The 16,353-nt window shown below is 63.7% G+C and carries 13 protein-coding genes and 1 pseudogene; 10 read left to right on the top strand and 4 right to left on the bottom strand.

Features of this window, described 5'->3' with window-relative positions:
- Window positions 1–19 precede the first annotated feature (19 nt).
- From C481_RS12685 to C481_RS12670, 4 genes are read left to right on the top strand one after another with little or no spacing between them, the layout of a single operon-like run.
- Window positions 20–1,132 carry a branched-chain amino acid ABC transporter permease gene (locus C481_RS12685; protein WP_049904631.1) on the top strand — a complete coding sequence of 371 codons (1,113 nt, stop codon included), beginning with the start codon at window positions 20–22 and terminating at the stop codon, window positions 1,130–1,132.
- On the top strand, window positions 1,129–2,688 hold the full coding sequence (locus C481_RS12680) for a branched-chain amino acid ABC transporter permease (protein ID WP_006109620.1): 1,560 nt from the start codon (window positions 1,129–1,131) through the stop codon (window positions 2,686–2,688). The genes C481_RS12685 and C481_RS12680 overlap by 4 nt, the downstream gene beginning before the upstream one ends.
- The gene (locus C481_RS12675) at window positions 2,685–3,557 is read left to right on the top strand and encodes an ABC transporter ATP-binding protein (RefSeq protein ID WP_006109619.1); all 873 of its coding nucleotides are present in this window, start codon (window positions 2,685–2,687) and stop codon (window positions 3,555–3,557) included. Before C481_RS12680 ends, C481_RS12675 begins: the two co-directional genes overlap by 4 nt.
- A complete protein-coding gene (locus C481_RS12670) occupies window positions 3,557–4,261 on the top strand; it encodes an ABC transporter ATP-binding protein (protein ID WP_006109618.1) in 705 nt (234 codons plus the stop codon). Before C481_RS12675 ends, C481_RS12670 begins: the two co-directional genes overlap by 1 nt.
- 122 nt (window positions 4,262–4,383) lie before the next feature.
- Here the strand turns inward: C481_RS12670 and C481_RS12665 are convergent, their stop codons facing one another.
- Window positions 4,384–5,661, bottom strand: a complete 1,278-nt coding sequence (locus C481_RS12665) for an ABC transporter substrate-binding protein (RefSeq protein ID WP_049904630.1) — start codon at window positions 5,659–5,661, stop codon at window positions 4,384–4,386.
- A 141-nt stretch (window positions 5,662–5,802) separates the two neighbouring features.
- On the bottom strand, window positions 5,803–7,143 hold the full coding sequence (locus C481_RS12660; protein ID WP_083860916.1) for a sodium-dependent transporter: 1,341 nt from the start codon (window positions 7,141–7,143) through the stop codon (window positions 5,803–5,805).
- Window positions 7,144–7,300: 157 nt separating this feature from the next.
- Here C481_RS12660 and C481_RS12655 point away from each other — a divergent pair, with 157 nt between their 5' ends.
- From C481_RS12655 to C481_RS12645, 3 genes are all read left to right on the top strand, one after another.
- Entirely contained in the window at window positions 7,301–8,845 is a 1,545-nt protein-coding gene (locus C481_RS12655) for an acyl-CoA carboxylase subunit beta (RefSeq protein WP_006109615.1), read from the top strand.
- A 1-nt stretch (window position 8,846) separates the two neighbouring features.
- Window positions 8,847–9,248 (top strand): hypothetical protein, encoded by a 402-nt coding sequence (locus C481_RS12650; RefSeq protein ID WP_006109614.1) that lies wholly within the window; start codon window positions 8,847–8,849, stop codon window positions 9,246–9,248.
- A 127-nt stretch (window positions 9,249–9,375) separates the two neighbouring features.
- Window positions 9,376–11,223, top strand: coding sequence for an acetyl-CoA carboxylase biotin carboxylase subunit (locus C481_RS12645; RefSeq protein ID WP_006109613.1), 1,848 nt, complete (start codon window positions 9,376–9,378; stop codon window positions 11,221–11,223).
- Window positions 11,224–11,282: 59 nt separating this feature from the next.
- On the opposite strand, the gene C481_RS12640 is transcribed toward C481_RS12645, so the two are convergent.
- On the bottom strand, window positions 11,283–11,912 hold the full coding sequence (locus C481_RS12640; protein WP_006109612.1) for a hypothetical protein: 630 nt from the start codon (window positions 11,910–11,912) through the stop codon (window positions 11,283–11,285).
- Between the two features lie 96 nt (window positions 11,913–12,008).
- Here C481_RS12640 and C481_RS12635 point away from each other — a divergent pair, with 96 nt between their 5' ends.
- Window positions 12,009–13,274, top strand: a complete 1,266-nt coding sequence (locus C481_RS12635) for a cation:proton antiporter (RefSeq protein WP_006109611.1) — start codon at window positions 12,009–12,011, stop codon at window positions 13,272–13,274.
- Window positions 13,275–13,321: 47 nt separating this feature from the next.
- Here the strand turns inward: C481_RS12635 and C481_RS12630 are convergent, their stop codons facing one another.
- Window positions 13,322–13,948 (bottom strand): universal stress protein, encoded by a 627-nt coding sequence (locus C481_RS12630; protein ID WP_006109610.1) that lies wholly within the window; start codon window positions 13,946–13,948, stop codon window positions 13,322–13,324.
- Between the two features lie 201 nt (window positions 13,949–14,149).
- Here C481_RS12630 and C481_RS12625 point away from each other — a divergent pair, with 201 nt between their 5' ends.
- Both C481_RS12625 and C481_RS12620 read left to right on the top strand, forming a co-directional pair.
- Complete coding sequence (locus C481_RS12625; protein ID WP_006109609.1) at window positions 14,150–15,733, top strand: long-chain-fatty-acid--CoA ligase; 1,584 nt, start codon at window positions 14,150–14,152, stop codon at window positions 15,731–15,733.
- A 26-nt stretch (window positions 15,734–15,759) separates the two neighbouring features.
- Window positions 15,760–16,320, top strand: a pseudogene (locus C481_RS12620) (aspartate-alanine antiporter-like transporter); the annotation flags it as partial.
- Between the last annotated feature and the right edge of the window lie 33 nt (window positions 16,321–16,353).

Below are 16,353 nucleotides of genomic sequence, written 5' to 3'. Positions count from 1 at the left end.
GCATTACGGAGGGGAATGAATGTCGACTGTAGATGACGCCGTTACACGGGGGAGAAATCTCACAGTAGAGCAACTCCTGTTGCTCGCTGTTGGAACTGGTGCTTTACTCCTGGTGGGAGATCTCATCCTCGGCGTCTTTGACGGGACGTATAACATCTCACGTATCGGGCGATACGTGGTGCAAGGAATACTGTACGGGCTGATCATCGGTCTCGCGGGAATCGGTCTTTCGATGACCTATAGCATCCTCAACTTCGCAAACTTCGCACACGGTGATACGATCACCGTCGGCGCGTTTATCGGCTGGGGTGGCACGTACCTCATCGGCGGCTGGGGCGCGGCGAGTATCGGTCATCTGGCCCTCGTCGGTCCACAGCGGGGCATCGGGGGGCCACAGTTCGGCATTTCGGTTATGTCGACGCCGATCGCGATTTTCGGCGGGCTCTTGCTCGCCGGCGTCGGGACCGCGCTACTCGCAGTGCTGATCGACCGCCTCGCCTATAAACCGATGCGCGGTTCCGACGGCATCCCGCTGTTGATCACCAGTATCGGCGTTGCCTTTGCCCTGCGCTATCTCATCGTGTTCGTGTATTCGAGCCAGTCTCGCGGGACTACCGCGAGCGTCCCGTCGGCCGATCTGTTGCTCGTCGACGGCTACGTGTCGATCGACGCCCACGACGGGACGTTGATCGCGGCGGCCGTGGCGCTGATGATCGGCGTCCACCTGCTGCTCCAGCGAACGAAACTCGGGAAGGCCATGCGGGCGATGTCGGATAACAAGGATCTGGCGCTTGTAACCGGAATTCCGACCGAGCGTGTGATCCGCTGGACCTGGATGATCGGCGGGGGACTCGCCGGCAGCGCGGGATACCTCATGGTGCTGTGGACGGGGACGATCGACTGGCAGTTCGGCTGGCTGCTCTTGCTGTTGATCTTCGCCGCCGTGATCCTCGGCGGGATCGGCTCGATCTACGGTGCGATCTTCGGCGGGCTCATCATCGGCGTTGCCATGCACATGTCGATGATCTGGCTCCCCGGCGGTGACTTTACGACCATCACGGCGTTCCTGATGATGATCCTGGTCTTGCTGATCAGGCCATCCGGGCTCTTTGGAGGGACGACGACAGCATGAGCACGACAACGCACTCCGATTACCGAGCACAACTGGAAACGCTGTGGGAACACGACGCCCTCAAGATCGTCGCGGTTATCGGCGCGATCTACCTCATCTACGCCGCGATCGGCCTCGTCCTCGGCTACTCGCTGGACGGGATCATTAACACGCTCCGGCGGATGACCTACCTGATCGCGGTCTACGGGATGGTGACGCTGGCGTTGAACCTCCACTGGGGCTACACCGGGCTGTTCAACATCGGCATCGCCGGCTTCATGGCAATCGGGCTGTACACCACCATGATGCTCGCGAAGCCGGTCGATCCGAGCGGGGCCGCACAATACTCCGGTCTCGGACTTCCGGTTCCCGTCGCCATCGTCGGTGGCGTCGTCGTCGCCGGCCTCGCCGGACTCGTCGTCGCCCTTCCTGCACTGCGGTTGCGGGCCGACTACTTCGCCATCACGACCATCGCGTTCGCAGAAATCGTCCGTCTCGGGGTTACCTCCGGTGCGCTCCAGGAGTTCACCATTCTCGGTGCCGAACTCGGGACGGGCGGCGGCCGCGGACTCATCCGGAACTACGGCGACCCGATGAACGCTATCTTCGAACTCGAGGCGTTCAGTTCGTTCGTCGACTTGACGAACAGCCTGTTCGGCTTCGGGCCGACGCAGGCGCGGGCGCTCGCGTACTCGATCGTGCTCGTACTCGTCCTGGCGGGCTTTTACTGGCTCATCCAGCGGACGAGCCGGTCGCCGTTCGGGCGCGTGCTGAAGGCGATCCGCGAGGACGAGGAGGCCGCCCAGTCGCTCGGCAAGAACACGAACAGCTTCAAGATAAAGGTGTTCGTGCTCGGCTGTGCGCTGATGGGACTCGCCGGAATTTTGTGGCGATTCCGCCGGACCGGCGTGACGCCCACGGCGTTCCGTCCGCACGTCACGTTCTACATCTGGATCGCGCTGATCATCGGCGGTGCAGGCTCGAACACGGGAAGCGTTCTCGGGTCCGGGCTCTTCGTCGCCGTGCTGTTCGAGGGGCCGCAGTACCTCCGACGGGTGATCGATCAGGTCGTGGCAGTCGACGACGCCCCGAATACCTTCGCGGGCGCGGTCGGACCGCTGCTCTCTGCGGACCCCGGGCCGCTGGTTCGGTACACGTTTGACGAGTTCCTGACGCTCCAGTTCGTGATCATGGGTGTCGCATTAATCCTCCTCATGCAACGGCGGCCGAAGGGATTGCTCGGCCATCGCGAGGAAACGGCGGCTGCAATTCCACTGGGAAGTCGCCCGAGTGGTGTCGGAACAGGCGGTAGTGATGGTAGTGGTGGTGGTGCCGGTAGCGGTGGTGGCAGTCGTGGCGGGGGCAATAGCGGTGGTGAGAACGGCACCGATACCGGTGACGATCCCGGGACAGGCGTCGATCACGACCGCACTCACGACCACCCGGACAGTGCCGGCACTAACGCGCCTGACCACGACCGCGATACCGATCCGAGGACGACTACAGACGCGACGAGCGAGGCGAGTGAGACGAGCGAAATGAGCGAAACGACCCACACCGGCGGTGAGCAACCATGAGTGACCGCTCAGTAAACGTCCGGTCAGCCGAAACGGGAACGAACATCGACGCTGGCGCGGACACCGAATCCGTCTCGAGACCGACGACCGAACACGGTGACGACGTTGAACTCGCGGTCAACGGGCTCGGCAAGCGCTTCGGCGGGATTACGGCCGTCGACGGTGCTTCGTTCGCGGTCGAGTCCGGTTCGATGACGGGGTTGATCGGGCCGAACGGTGCCGGCAAATCGACCACGTTTAACTGCATCACCGGTATCCACCAGCCCGACGCGGGGACCGTCGCGTTTCAGGGTCAGGACATCACCGGTATCAACCCCTACGAGTGTGCCGACTACGGCCTCGTTCGAACGTTTCAGATCGCTCGAGAGATGGCGAACATGACCGTCCTCGAGAACCTGATGCTCCCGGCAAAACATCAGCGGGGGGAGGCCCTCTGGCGATCGGTCATGCCGTTTGCCAGACGCGAGGTGGCACAACAGGAGCGGGAACTCCTCGAGCGCGTCTGGGACGTGCTCGAGTTCTTCGAGATAGAGCACATCGCCGAGGAGAAGGCGGGGACGCTCTCCGGCGGCCAGCGGAAGTTACTCGAGATGTCGCGGGCGCTGATGACGGACCCGGAGATGTTGCTGCTCGACGAGCCGTTCGCGGGCGTCAACCCGACGCTCGAGAAGAAGTTGCTCGAGCATATCCACGAACTGCGAGCGGACGGGTACACCTTCCTGATCGTGGAACACGATATGGATCTCATTATGGACAACTGCGAGCACGTGATCGTCATGCACCAGGGATCGGTCCTGGCCGAAGGCGTTCCCGGACAGATTACGTCGAACGAACGGGTTATCGAGGCCTACCTCGGAGGTGACGTCTGATGGCGATGCTCGACGTGTCCGGGCTCGACGCCGGGTACGGCGACCTGCAGATCCTGAGCGACGTGGATCTCGAGGTCGTCGAGGACGAGTACGTCGTCATCGTCGGCCCGAACGGGGCCGGCAAGTCGACCGCGATGAAGTCGGTGTTCGGGCTGACGACGTACGTGGGCGGCTCGATCGAGTTCAACGGCGAGAATATCACGGGTCATTCGCCCGACGAGATCATTCACAAGGGCATCGGCTACGTTCCCCAGACGGAGAACGTCTTCCCGTCGCTGACGGTGCAGGAGAATCTCGAGATGGGCGCGTACATCCTCGACGAGGTTCCGGGAGATGCACTCGAGGCAGTGTTCGACCAGTTCCCGATTTTGCGGGAGCGGCGGGACCAGAAGACGGGGTCGATGAGCGGGGGTCAACAGCAGATGGTCGCGATGGGGCGGGCGCTGATGCTCGATCCGGATCTGTTGTTACTCGACGAGCCGAGTGCCGGCCTCGCGCCGGATCTGGTCGACGAGATGTTCGACCACGTCGATACGATCAACGACAACGGGACGGCCGTGCTGGTGGTCGAGCAAAACGCCAAGGAGGCGTTGCGTCGCTGTGACCGGGGATACGTTCTCGTCCAGGGGCGAAACCGGTACGTCGATGACGGGGAGGCGTTGCTCCACGACGAGGAGGTTCGCCAGCAGTTCCTCGGTGGGTAACTCACTTTTTAGCGCTCGCTTTCGCCACTACAGCAGTCGGGGTCGAGAGCATCGACCGGGTGGCAGCAAAAATAAGACGTGACGATCGGAGGGTCAGTGGGATGCCTCGAACCGGCGCAGCCTTACTCGGCGAGCGCCGACTCGAGTTCACCGGTGTACGATCCCTGCTCGGGTTCGAACGAGACTTCGTTGAGCGCGTCGCCACCCTGGTCCTCGGTGAACGAACTGACGTACTGCTCGGAGAGTTGCTGGCCGTAATCGTTGTTGACGTACAGCGTGCCGACGGTGTCGGCGTCGAGGCGCTCGGCCGAGACCTGGGCCATGACCTGGCCCTGGAGCAGGTCGCTCGGTGCCGTGCGGAAGAAGTAGTCGTCGTCGTCGACTTGGGACAGCGAAAGTGCCGTACTCGCCGGCGAGCACTGGACGACGTTCGCGCTGCTCGTCTCGCCGACGAGCGGCACCGAGTTCCCGGAGGAGGCCGCGCCGACGATCGCCGGATAGCCGGCGTCGATGAGCGCGCCGCCGTTGGAAATCGTCTGATCTTCGTCGGTCTCGGTGTCTTCGATCGCGAGATCGATTTCGAAGCTGGTCCCCTCGAACTGGGCGGCGGCGAGTTCGCCGGCCTGGATCATCGGGCTGCCGAGTTCACCCAGGTCGCCGGTCTCGGGGAGCAACATCGCGACCATTATCTCTCGGCCCGTCCCGCCGGGAGAATCGTCCGCCATCTCGCCGCCGGCGTTCCCGTCACCGAAGGCGACCGTATCGATCGTCTCGGTTCCGCCGTCCGCAAACTCCCAGACGTCGTAGCCGGCGTCCGCTGGATCGCCGATATCGTCGAAGGTGACGCTGCTCGAGGCACCCTGGTACGAGATTTCGTCGCCGTCGGCGACGGCTTCCGCGGCTTCCTGGAGGTCGCCGGGGCCGTACTCGTCGCCATCGGGGTTTGCGACCCGGCGCATCTGGTCGCGGATCGCCTCGCCGTCGTTATCGCCGGCTGCGATATTCGCGAGGGTGCAGACCGCGACCGCGTCGAACGTGTGCGAGTTGAAGACGCCCGGCGAGTCGCCGAACTCGTCCTCGTAGAGATCGTTGAAGGCGTCCTCGTTCGGTCCTTCCGAAGCCGGTGCGGTCCCGATGACGTTTTCCATCTCGTTGTCGACTTCGCCGGGAAGATCGCCGTCTTGAAGCCCGTCGGGGACGATAATGTCGGTTCCGTTGTCGTAGTTCGAGTAGTAATCCCGAAAGATCTGGATGCCGCTCTCGGGATAGCCGATGACGTTCAGGACGTCCGGCCCGCCTTCTGTGACGTCACTTTCGTCACCGATACAGCCGGCTAGTCCGGCCACACCTGCCGCACCGATACCACTCAGTACCCGCCGTCGGTTGAGTTCCCCAACCATGGTACATGATCACACTACCCATATAAAAGAGTTTAGGTGAACTGACGGTTGGAGACCGTTCTCGTAAGTGGATCAGTGCAGCGACCGACCGAAAAAAGCTCGTCTCTGTTCGATTTCGATACGCAGTTCGGCGCTCGTCTCTCAGCCGAATATCCCCATGAGGCTGTCGTAGTACCCGATCACGTTCTGCGTAAGGACGACGAGCAACACGATGATGACCGGAATCCGGAGCGTCCAGATCCAGACGATCCCCCACGATCCGAGGTCCTGAATACCTTTGCTGAGTTCATCGAGGCCGAGGTCGGTCGCGATCCAGCCGATGTAGATGGCAAGCAGCAGGCCCCCGAGGATGAGCAGGATCGAGTTCGCGAACCCGTCGTACACGGTGAGCCAGTTGAGTCCGTTCGGTTCGTACGCTACCGGCAGACCGACGAGGAAGATTATGATACCGAGACCGACCGTTGCCGGGAGCCGGTCGACGTCATGTTCGTCGATCAGGTACGAGACGACGACCTCCATAATGCTGATTGCGCTCGAAAGCGCGGCGATCGTGACGATGGCGAAGAAGACTGCGCCGAGGATCCCGCCGAACGGGACGTTGCTGAAGGCTTCGGAGAGGCTGACGAAGATGAAGCTCGGTCCGTCGACGACGTCCGTCAGGTCGGCGGTGTAGAGTACCGGAAACGCGACCAGTCCGGCGGTAAACGCGATTGCGGTGTCGAGCGCGACGATGATGGCCCCGTCCTTCGCGAGGTTCCGATCCTCACCGAGATATGACGCATAGGTGATCATCACGCCCATCCCGAGCGAGAGCGTGAAGAACGCCTGTGCGGCCGCAGCGGGGAGGATAGCGGTCCAGTTCGCGGCGATCGTCCCCAGATCCGGCGAGAGGTAGTACGCGTACGCCTCGCCGGCACCGGAGAGCGTTCCGGCGTAGACCGCCAGGCCGATCAGCAGGGCGATGATCGCGGGCACCATGAGCTTGACCGAGAACTCGATCCCGCGCTGAATGCCGAACGCGACGACGGTGATAATTGCGGCCATGAAAATGGCGTGGGTTACGACGGACCCCATCCCCCCAGCAACCGACATGAACTGTTCGCCGGCACCGCCGGCGGCGTAATTACCCTGCAACCCGATGGCCGTGTACCGGAGAATCCACCCGGCGATGACGCTGTAATACGAGAGAATAACGAAACCGGCAGCGATGAACACCCATCCGATTTTCGTCCAAGCCCCCCTCCCGACCCGTTTGAGCGCACCGACGGGGTTCCGTTCGGTGTGCCGACCGATCGTGAACTCGACCATCATGACCGGGAATCCGACAAGCGCGACCAACAGCAGGTAGACGACGAGGAATGCTGCCCCGCCATACTCACCCACCTGGTACGGGAACCGCCAGATATTTCCAAGCCCAACAGCACTACCCACGGCAGCGAGAATAAACCCTGTCCTCGTTGCCCATGACTCACGTTGTGCCATGCCTACGCTGTTTAAATAGGACTTATATATAACTTTCCGTGGCAACGCTGAGTTGTCAATGGAGTGTCTATTAATCGTGATGGAGTTACGGAATCCTTTTCCTATTGGTCCTCGCACAACGGCGTATGAATCCAAGCGGGGTGGTTCCTGCATGACGATGGACGATCGGATCGACGAACTCGAGGCGTTGCGCGAGGAGGCACGCCTCGGTGGCGGCGAGGACCGCATCGCAAAACAACACGATAAGGGCAAGATGACGGCCCGCGAGCGGATCGATTACTTCCTCGATGAGGGTACGTTTACCGAGTTCGACCAACTCCGAACCCACCAGACCCGGCAGTTCGGGATGGACGAGAAGAAGATCCGGGGCGACGGCGTCGTCACGGGTCACGGCGAGGTAAACGGCCGAACAGTTTTTGTATTTGCACACGACTTTACCGTCTTCGGCGGCTCGCTCGGCGAGGTTTTCGCCGAGAAGGTCTGTAAGGTCATGGACATGGCGATGGAAGTCGGCGCACCCGTTATCGGGCTCAACGACTCCGCCGGTGCCCGCATTCAGGAGGGCGTCAAGAGCCTCGCCGGCTACACCGAAATCTTCCGCCGGAACCAGGAAGCGAGCGGCGTCGTCCCACAGATTTCCGCGACGATGGGGCCGTGCGCCGGCGGTGCCGTCTACTCCCCGGCGATCACCGACTTCATCTTCATGGTCAAGGACACGAGCCACATGTACATCACCGGGCCCGGCGTCACCGAGACCGTCACCGGCGAGGACGTGACCCACGAAGAACTCGGCGGGGCGATGACCCACGCCGACAAGACCGGCGTCGCCCAGTTCGCCTGCGAGAGCGAGGAGCAGGCCCTAGACGACATCAAACGGCTCCTCTCCTATCTCCCGCAGAACAACGTCGAGGACCCGCCGCGGGTCGACCCGTGGGACGATCCGGACCGGCGCGACGACCGGCTCACCTCGATCGTGCCGGACAGCCCGCAAAAGCCCTACGACATGACGGACGTGATCGATGCAACCGTCGACGAGGGCTCGTTCTTCGAGGTCGGCGAGAACTTCGCCAAGAATATCGTCGTCGGCTTCGGCCGCCTCGACGGCCGCTCCGTCGGGCTCGTCGCGAACCAGCCGCGAGTCAACGCCGGCACGCTCACCGTCGACGCTTCGATGAAGGGATCGCGATTCGTGCGCTTCTGTGACTCCTTTAACATCCCGATCGTCACCTTCGTCGACGTGCCCGGCTACATGCCCGGAACCGACCAGGAACACCGCGGCATCATCCGCCACGGGGCGAAGCTTCTCTACGCGTACGCGGAAGCGACCGTACCGCTACTCACCGTCATCACCCGCAAGGCCTACGGCGGTGCCTACTGCGTCATGGCCTCGAAAAACCTCGGTGCGGACGTCAACTACGCCTGGCCGACCGCCGAAATCGCCGTCATGGGGCCGAAAGGTGCGGTCAACATCCTCTACCGCGAGGAACTCGCCGAGGCCGAAAACCCCGACGAACTCCGCGAGGAACTCATCGACGAGTACCGCGAAGAGTTCGCGAATCCCTACACGGCGACGGACAAGGGCTTCCTCGACGACGTGATCGTCCCGACGGAGACGCGGCCGCGGCTGATCGCCGACCTCGAGATGTTAGAGACCAAGCGCGAACAGAACCCGGACAAGAAACACGGCAACATCCCGCTCTAGTATGACTGCACAGCATCCGGAGGCGAGCGACAAGACGGGCAGTGACGACGGCACAGAACTCGCCCAATCCGCCGGTACATCCACTGAATGTACTGAATCCGGTGTCGGTGCGTCCGACGCCGAGACGCGGTCGCTCGATATCGGTCTGCCCGCCGGTGTTGAACTCGAGCTGCCGGCCGATGCGGACGATGAGGAGGCGGCGGCGATCGCGGCTGCAATCGGGGCGCACCTGCACGATCAGGCGCGTGCGGCGGCCGCGGCGGCCCGAGAGGAGGAGACGTGGGACGGCAAGCGGTGGGCCTTCTCGGGTCGCGTTCGAGCCCAGCAGGGCGAGTTCAGTCGAGTGCCGCGGTCGGCGCCGACGGACGCGTGGGCCGCTGCCGGCAGAACGGATCGGTTCTGAGCGACAGGCGGATGGTTCGACGGGATTGCGTTCCCGCGGTACCGCCAGTCCTGCCCGGTTATTCGTGAGGAGTACTCGCCTCGTTGCGAAAAAGTAAGGTAGTGGCCACGCAACCGTTCCCACAGGAATGTTCAGGAAGGTTCTCGTGGCGAACCGCGGCGAAATCGCCGTTCGAGTGATGCGGGCGTGCGAGGAGTTAAACGTTGGTACTGTCGCGATTTACTCCGAGGCCGACGCGGATAGCGGTCACGTCCGATACGCGGACGAAGCGTACAACGTCGGGCCCGCTCGCGCGGCGGACTCGTACCTCGATCACGAGGCCGTCATCGAGGCCGCACAGCAGGCTGACGCCGACGCGATCCACCCCGGCTACGGCTTCCTCGCGGAGAACGCCGAGTTCGCGGGCAAGGTCGAAGCCACGGACGGGATCACCTGGATCGGGCCGTCCAGCGACGCGATGGAATCGCTCGGCGAGAAGACGAAGGCGCGCGAGATCATGTCCGAGGCCGACGTGCCGATCGTCCCCGGGACCACGGACCCCGTTACCGATCCCGAGGAGGTTGCGACGTTCGGCGAGGAACACGGCTATCCGATCGCCATCAAAGCCGAGGGTGGCGGCGGCGGGCGCGGAATGAAGGTCGTCTGGGACGAAAGCGAGATCGAGGATCAACTCGAGAGCGCACAGCGCGAGGGCGAGGCCTACTTCGACAACGACTCGGTCTACTTGGAGCGCTACCTCGAACAGCCCCGCCACATCGAGATCCAGATTCTCGCGGACGAGCACGGTAACGTCCGCCACCTCGGCGAGCGGGACTGCTCGCTTCAGCGCCGGCACCAGAAGGTCATCGAAGAAGGCCCCTCTGCGGCCCTCTCCGACGAACTCCGCGAACAGATCGGCGAGGCCGCTCGCCGCGGAGTCGGTGCCGCCGACTACACCAACGCCGGCACCGTCGAGTTCCTCGTCGAAGAAGAGTCGGGCCGCGACGGACCGCTCGGGCCGGACGCGAACTTCTACTTCCTCGAGGTCAACACGCGGATCCAGGTCGAACACACCGTCACGGAGGAGATCACCGGCTACGACATCGTCAAGCGCCAGATTCAGATCGCCGCGGGCGAGGAAGTCGACTTCGACCAGGACGACGTCGAGGTCGACGGCCACGCGATGGAGTTCCGGATTAACGCCGAGAACGCGGCCGAGGACTTCGCGCCCGCAACGGGCGGCCGGCTAGAAACCTACGATCCGCCGGGCGGCGTCGGCGTCCGCCTCGACGACGCGCTCCGACAGGGCGACGACCTCGTGACCGACTACGACTCGATGATCGCCAAACTGGTCGTCTGGGGCGAGGACCGCGAGGAGTGTATCGCCCGCTCGCTGCGCGCCCTGCGCGAGTACGACATCGCGGGCATCCCGACGATCATCCCCTTCCACCGGCTCATGCTCACCGACGAGCAGTTCGTCGCGAGCACGCACACGACGAAGTACCTCGACAACGAACTCGACGAGAGCCGCATCGAGGAGGCCCAGGCGCAGTGGGGCGGCGACACCGGCAGCGGCGGTGACGAGGTCGAGGACGAGGAGACCGTCGAACGCGAGTTCACCGTCGAGGTCAACGGCAAGCGATTCGAAGTTGAACTCGCAGAGCACGGCGCGCCGGCGATTCCGGTCGGTGACGGGGCGGCGGCCGGCACCGGAACTGGGGCGGCAAGTCCACCACGGCCGGCGGGCGGCGACAGCGGCGGCAGCGACGAGTTCGCCGGCGACGGCGAGACCGTCGACGCCGAGATGCAAGGCACGATCCTCGACGTTGCAGTCGAGGAGGGCGACGAGGTCGCGGCGGGTGACGTGCTGGTCGTGCTCGAAGCGATGAAGATGGAAAACGACATCGTCGCTTCCCGCGGCGGGACGGTGACGGAGATCGCCGTCGAGGAGGAACAGAGCGTCGATATGGGCGACGTGCTGGTCGTGCTCGAATAAGGAAACTCGAGCGGGGAGACAGGCACCTCGGGAAACAACGGGTCGATACCGCGAGAACGCTATTCTGACGGTGAGACTTCGACGTCCGGCGGGTGACGTTCGGAGGCGACCGTCGTGGCGACGAGTTCACCGTACGCCGCCGCGGACAGGTCGCCGTCGAGGTAGGCTTCGGCCCACGAGCGTTCGATCGAGGCTTCGCCGAACGAATCGGGGGCGGGGTCGAGGATGGTAACGGCGAGCGCGGTGGCGTCGTAGCCGGCGTCGACGAGGGCTGCGAACGCGCCTGCGATCGGGCCGAGGGTGTGGAGCGTACTCGTCTCGTAGCGCTCCGTCGCGACGTACTCGACCGTCAGCACGTCCCGGTCTCGCTCGACTGTCTCGACGTCGATCCCGTACTCGTCGATCGCCGTCTCGAACTCGGCTTCGTCGGCGATCGATTCGGCAGCCATCGCTTCGATTCCGTTTTCGAGGACGGTGGATCGTTCGGCGATGGGAAGCGAGGGCGTGAGGTCGGCGGTCGGCCACTTTTCGTTCGGCGGGAACTCCTCGCCGATATCCGCGGTACAGCCGCTCAGGGAAATAAGACCGACGAGACCGCCCCATCGGAGGAGCCGCCGCCGGCCCGTCTCGGTTCGGGGACGGTCGCGAGGCTGGGCCTGACGGTCCGAGGAATCGCCGCGTTGTGTCATTGTGTCGGCTCTGCGGCGTCGGCCGCCATAGGAATTCGTTCTGCATCTGCCTGCATCGGCTTCAAGACTCCCGTTGTCGGTAGTTACTGGTCCCTGATGGTACTCGAGTTGTACGACATCGGCCTCGTCCTCGTCGGAATCGTTCTCTTGGGGGTCGCGATCTTGCCCCGTCTCGTCGCGAACCGAGCGATTTCGCTGCCGCTTTTCTTCGTCGCCTTCGGCTTGCTGGTGTTTGGCCTCCCGATCGATCTCCCACCACCGGACCCGCTCGAACAGAGCGAGACGACCGAACGCCTCGCCGAACTCGGCGTGATCCTCGCGCTCATGGGAGTCGGTCTAAAACTCGACCGCCCGCCCGGCCTTCGCGCCTGGGCGTCGACGTGGCGACTCCTCGCGATCACGATGCCGCTGTCGATTATCGGCGCAGCGCTGCTCGGCTGGGGGCTCGCGGGTCTGGTTCTCCCCACGGCCGTCCTGCTGGGGGCGTGCATCGCTCCGACGGACCCGGTCCTCGCCGCGGAAGTCCAGGTCGACGAACCCGGCTCGGGAACCAACGAACAGATCGAGGCCCCGCCGGCCCGCGAAGACGAGGCGGAGGTCCGATTCGCACTCTCCTCCGAAGCCGGCCTGAACGACGGCCTCGCGTTCCCGTTTACGAATCTCGCCATCGCAATCGCCCTCGTCGGTATCGCTCCCGGCAACTGGCTCGGCGAGTGGCTCCTCGTCGCCGTCGCCTACAAAATCGCCGTCGGCGTCGCACTCGGTGCCGTTCTCGGGGCAGTGATGGCCCGCATCGTCTTCCTGACGAACCCGGCCACCCAGATCGCCGAATCGGTCCAGGGACTCGAAGCCGTCGCCGGGACGTTATTCGTCTACGGCCTCACCGAACTCGTCGGCGGCTACGGGTTTATCGCCGTCTTCATCGCGGCGCTGTTGATTCGGAACTACGAGCGTTCCCACGAGTACAACGAGGCGTTACACGAGATCAGCGAGTTGGCAGAGCAAGCCGTGATGGCGATCATTATGGTCTTTTTCGGCGGTGCGATCGTCGGCGGCCTTCTCGCGCCGCTGACGATCGAGGCCGCAATCGCCGCTGTCGTGATCGTCTTCGTCGTTCGACCGGTCGCAGGGCTCGTCGGATTGCTCGGGTTCGATCGCGACTGGGCCGAACGGGGGACGATCGCCTTCTTCGGTATCCGCGGAATCGGCTCGTTTTACTACCTCTCACACGGCCTCAACGAGGCCGTCTTCGCCAACGCGGATCTGGTGTGGGCGCTGGTCGGTGCGGTCGTCTTGCTCTCGGTCGTCGTCCACGGGATTACTGCGACGCCGGTCGTCAATCGTCTCGGATCGGCCGAATAGAACTCGTTCGCGCGGGGGACAGTACGGAGGCACCGCCGCATCGATTCTTACCGGTCTTCGTCGCGAGTTCGTTCTGCAATTCGGCCCTCGCCGGATACCGCGTCGATGTGGACCTGCATCGAGTGGCCGTTCGCTTCGAGCGGGACGATCCAGGAGGCGCTGGTTCGGTGTGGTTCTCCGACGTCCGTCACGTCCTCGTAACCCTCCTGTTCGGCCTGCTCGTGCGCGAGTTCACGCGCCTCCTCGGCGTCGGTGATTCGGATGTCGTCCGTCAGTCGGACGGTGACGACCGGCACGTCGGCCATGCGGACGACGCGTTCGGTGACGCTCCCGACGAGGACGCGGTCGAGGCCGGTCCGCCCCTGGGTCCCCATGACGATGAGATCGATCTCGTTGTCGTCCGCGTAGGCGAGGATCTCCTCGTGTGGGACGCCCTGTACGACGGTGGTAACGGTTTCGAGATCGGCGGCTCTGGTTTCCATTGCGACCCGGTCGACGGCTCGCCGGGCGGCCTCGGTTGCGGCCTCGGTCTCGAACGTTCCGAACGGGCCTTCCGGGACGACCGAGAGTGCGTGAACCGTCGCGCCGAACCGGTCGGCGATGGTCAATCCGTGCGTGATCGACCGCCGAGTTCCATCGCTCCCGTCCGTCGGAATGAGGACGTGGTCGTACATCGCTCGGACGTTTGGCGCACGAACGTAAATAGGCTCGACTCCCACTGAGGCCACGAGACGGCCGCGTTCAGTGTCGGTCTCATCCGCTTGCTCTCGAATGCCAGCGCCGGCGCTGAACTCGTCAGTCTGGTAAGGAGGACTCAATATAGTATAAACAATGTAAATGTTTTTCACACAGTGCGACAACAGTTTGCGTGAGCAATGACAAACCTTGTCACGAACGTCGCGGCAGCCGTCGAGGAGCACGGGGACACCACCGCGATCGGATTCCGGGGGGAAGAAACCAGTTACGACGAGTTCTGGGGACAGACCGGTGCGTTCGCGACCGCACTCGCCGAGCGAGGGATCGGCGAAGACGACCGTATTGCGCTCTATCTGCCGAACGTCCCGCCGTTTCTGATCGCCTTCCACGGAACGCTACGGGCGGGCGGCGTCGTCGTGCCGATGAACCCGCAGTACAAGTCACGGGAGATCAGCCACTTACTCGGCGACAGCGGGGCCAGGGTGGTCGTCACGCTCTCCGATCTCGTGCCGTTCGTCACGGAGGTACGGGACGAAACGAGCGTCGAACACGTCGTTAGCATCGACGGCGAGGCCGAAGGTGCGACAACCTTCGAGTCGTTTCTCGAGCGCGGTGCACCCGACGTCGTCGACCGTGCTGACGACGACGTGGCGGTCCAGCCGTACACGTCGGGGACGACGGGTCAGCCGAAAGGCGTCCAGCTAACGCACGAAAATCTCGCCTCGAACGCGACGGCGGCGGCGAAACTCGTTCCGGACGGAATTCGGCCCGACGACAAGCAACTCGGCGTTCTGCCGCTGTTTCACATCTACGGGATGACCGTCACGATGAACGCCGCGTTGTTCAACGGTGCGGCCTACTATCCGATGGCCGAGTGGGACGCCCAGGACGCCGTCTCGCTCGTCGAGAGCGAGGAACTCACGGTCTTCCACGGCGTGCCGGCGATGTACAACGACGTGATCAACCAGCCCAACGCCGACGAGTTCGATTTCTCCTCAGTCCGGCTGTGCGGCGTCGGCGGGTCCGGCATCCCGACCGAAGTCCTCCGGCAGTTCGAAGACCGCTACGAACCGGCCGTCTACGAGGGGTACGGACTTACCGAGACCAGCCCCATCACGCACTTCAACAGTCCGATCGACGGACGACGCGTCGGCAGTATCGGCAGGACAGTTCCCGGCGTCGATTCGAAGGTCGTCGCTGACGGGTTCGAGGACGTCTCGCCCGTCGCGGAGGGACCGGTCGATGAGGAGGAAGCGGATCTCGACGAGATAACCGGTGAAATCGTCGTCTCCGGGCCGAACGTGATGAAGGGCTACTACGGTCTGCCCGAGGCGAACGAGGAAACCTTCACCGAGGCGGACGGCACGACGTGGTTCCACACCGGTGATGTGGGCTACCACGACGAAGACGGCTTCTTCTACGTCGTCGACCGCGAGAAGCACATGATCGTCACGGGCGGGTACAACGTCTATCCGCGCGAAGTAGAAGAGTTGCTGTTCGAACACGAGGCCGTCGCCGACGCCGCGGTCGCCGGCATTCTGGACGACCGACGAGGAGAGACGGTCAAGGCCTTCGTCGTGCCGACGCCCGCCGCCGACGTGACGGCCGACGAGCTCCGAGAGTACTGCCTGACAAATCTGGCGGAGTACAAGCACCCCCGCGAAATCGAGTTCGTCGAGGAACTGCCGCGGACGACGACGGGGAAGGTCCAGAAGTTCAAGCTTCGCGAGCGCGAGGAGACGGCGGAAGCGGAGACGAACTAACGGCTCCACTGCGCTGAACGCGAAACTCGTCGATCGAACGGGTACCGTTCAGCCTCGTCGGATTCGGACTCGTGCTCGCACTCGGCGTCGTGCTCGGGTCGATCCCGCTGCCGCTCGGTCCGCTCGGCGCGCCGACGCTCGGAACGACCGGCGGCGTCATCATCGCCGCGCTGGTGCTCGGCTACGTCGGCGAACTCGGGCCGATCACGCTGCGGATGGACCGGACGATCCTCTCGGAACTCCGCTCGCTCACGCTCGGCCTGTTCCTCGCAACGGTCGGTATCGAGGCCGGCAGCGGGCTCGTTCAAACGGTCGCCGAGTACGGCGTTCAGATCCTCCTTGCGTCAACGCTGACGAGCCTTGCCGCCATTTTCGTCGGGTTAGTCGTTACGCGACGGCTCTGGGGACAGGATTGGATCACGGCTGCCGGCGGTATCTGCGGCGGCCACACCGACACGAAGGGCCTCGCCGCGGCGATCGACGCTACCGACGCCGACGAGGTCGGGGCCGCCTACGGCAACACCTACCCCTTCGCACTCTTGTTCATGGTGCTGTACGCGAAGGTGTTGGTGTTGCTCGTCCCCGTCACGGTCGGCTGGAAGACGCCCCGGATTCCGGTT

Origin of the sequence: Natrialba asiatica DSM 12278, assembly GCF_000337555.1 — an archaeon.
GTDB classification, from domain to species: domain Archaea; phylum Halobacteriota; class Halobacteria; order Halobacteriales; family Natrialbaceae; genus Natrialba; species Natrialba asiatica.
Note: the sequence above shows the minus strand (reverse complement) of the source record. Positions and strands in the feature narration are given on the sequence as shown.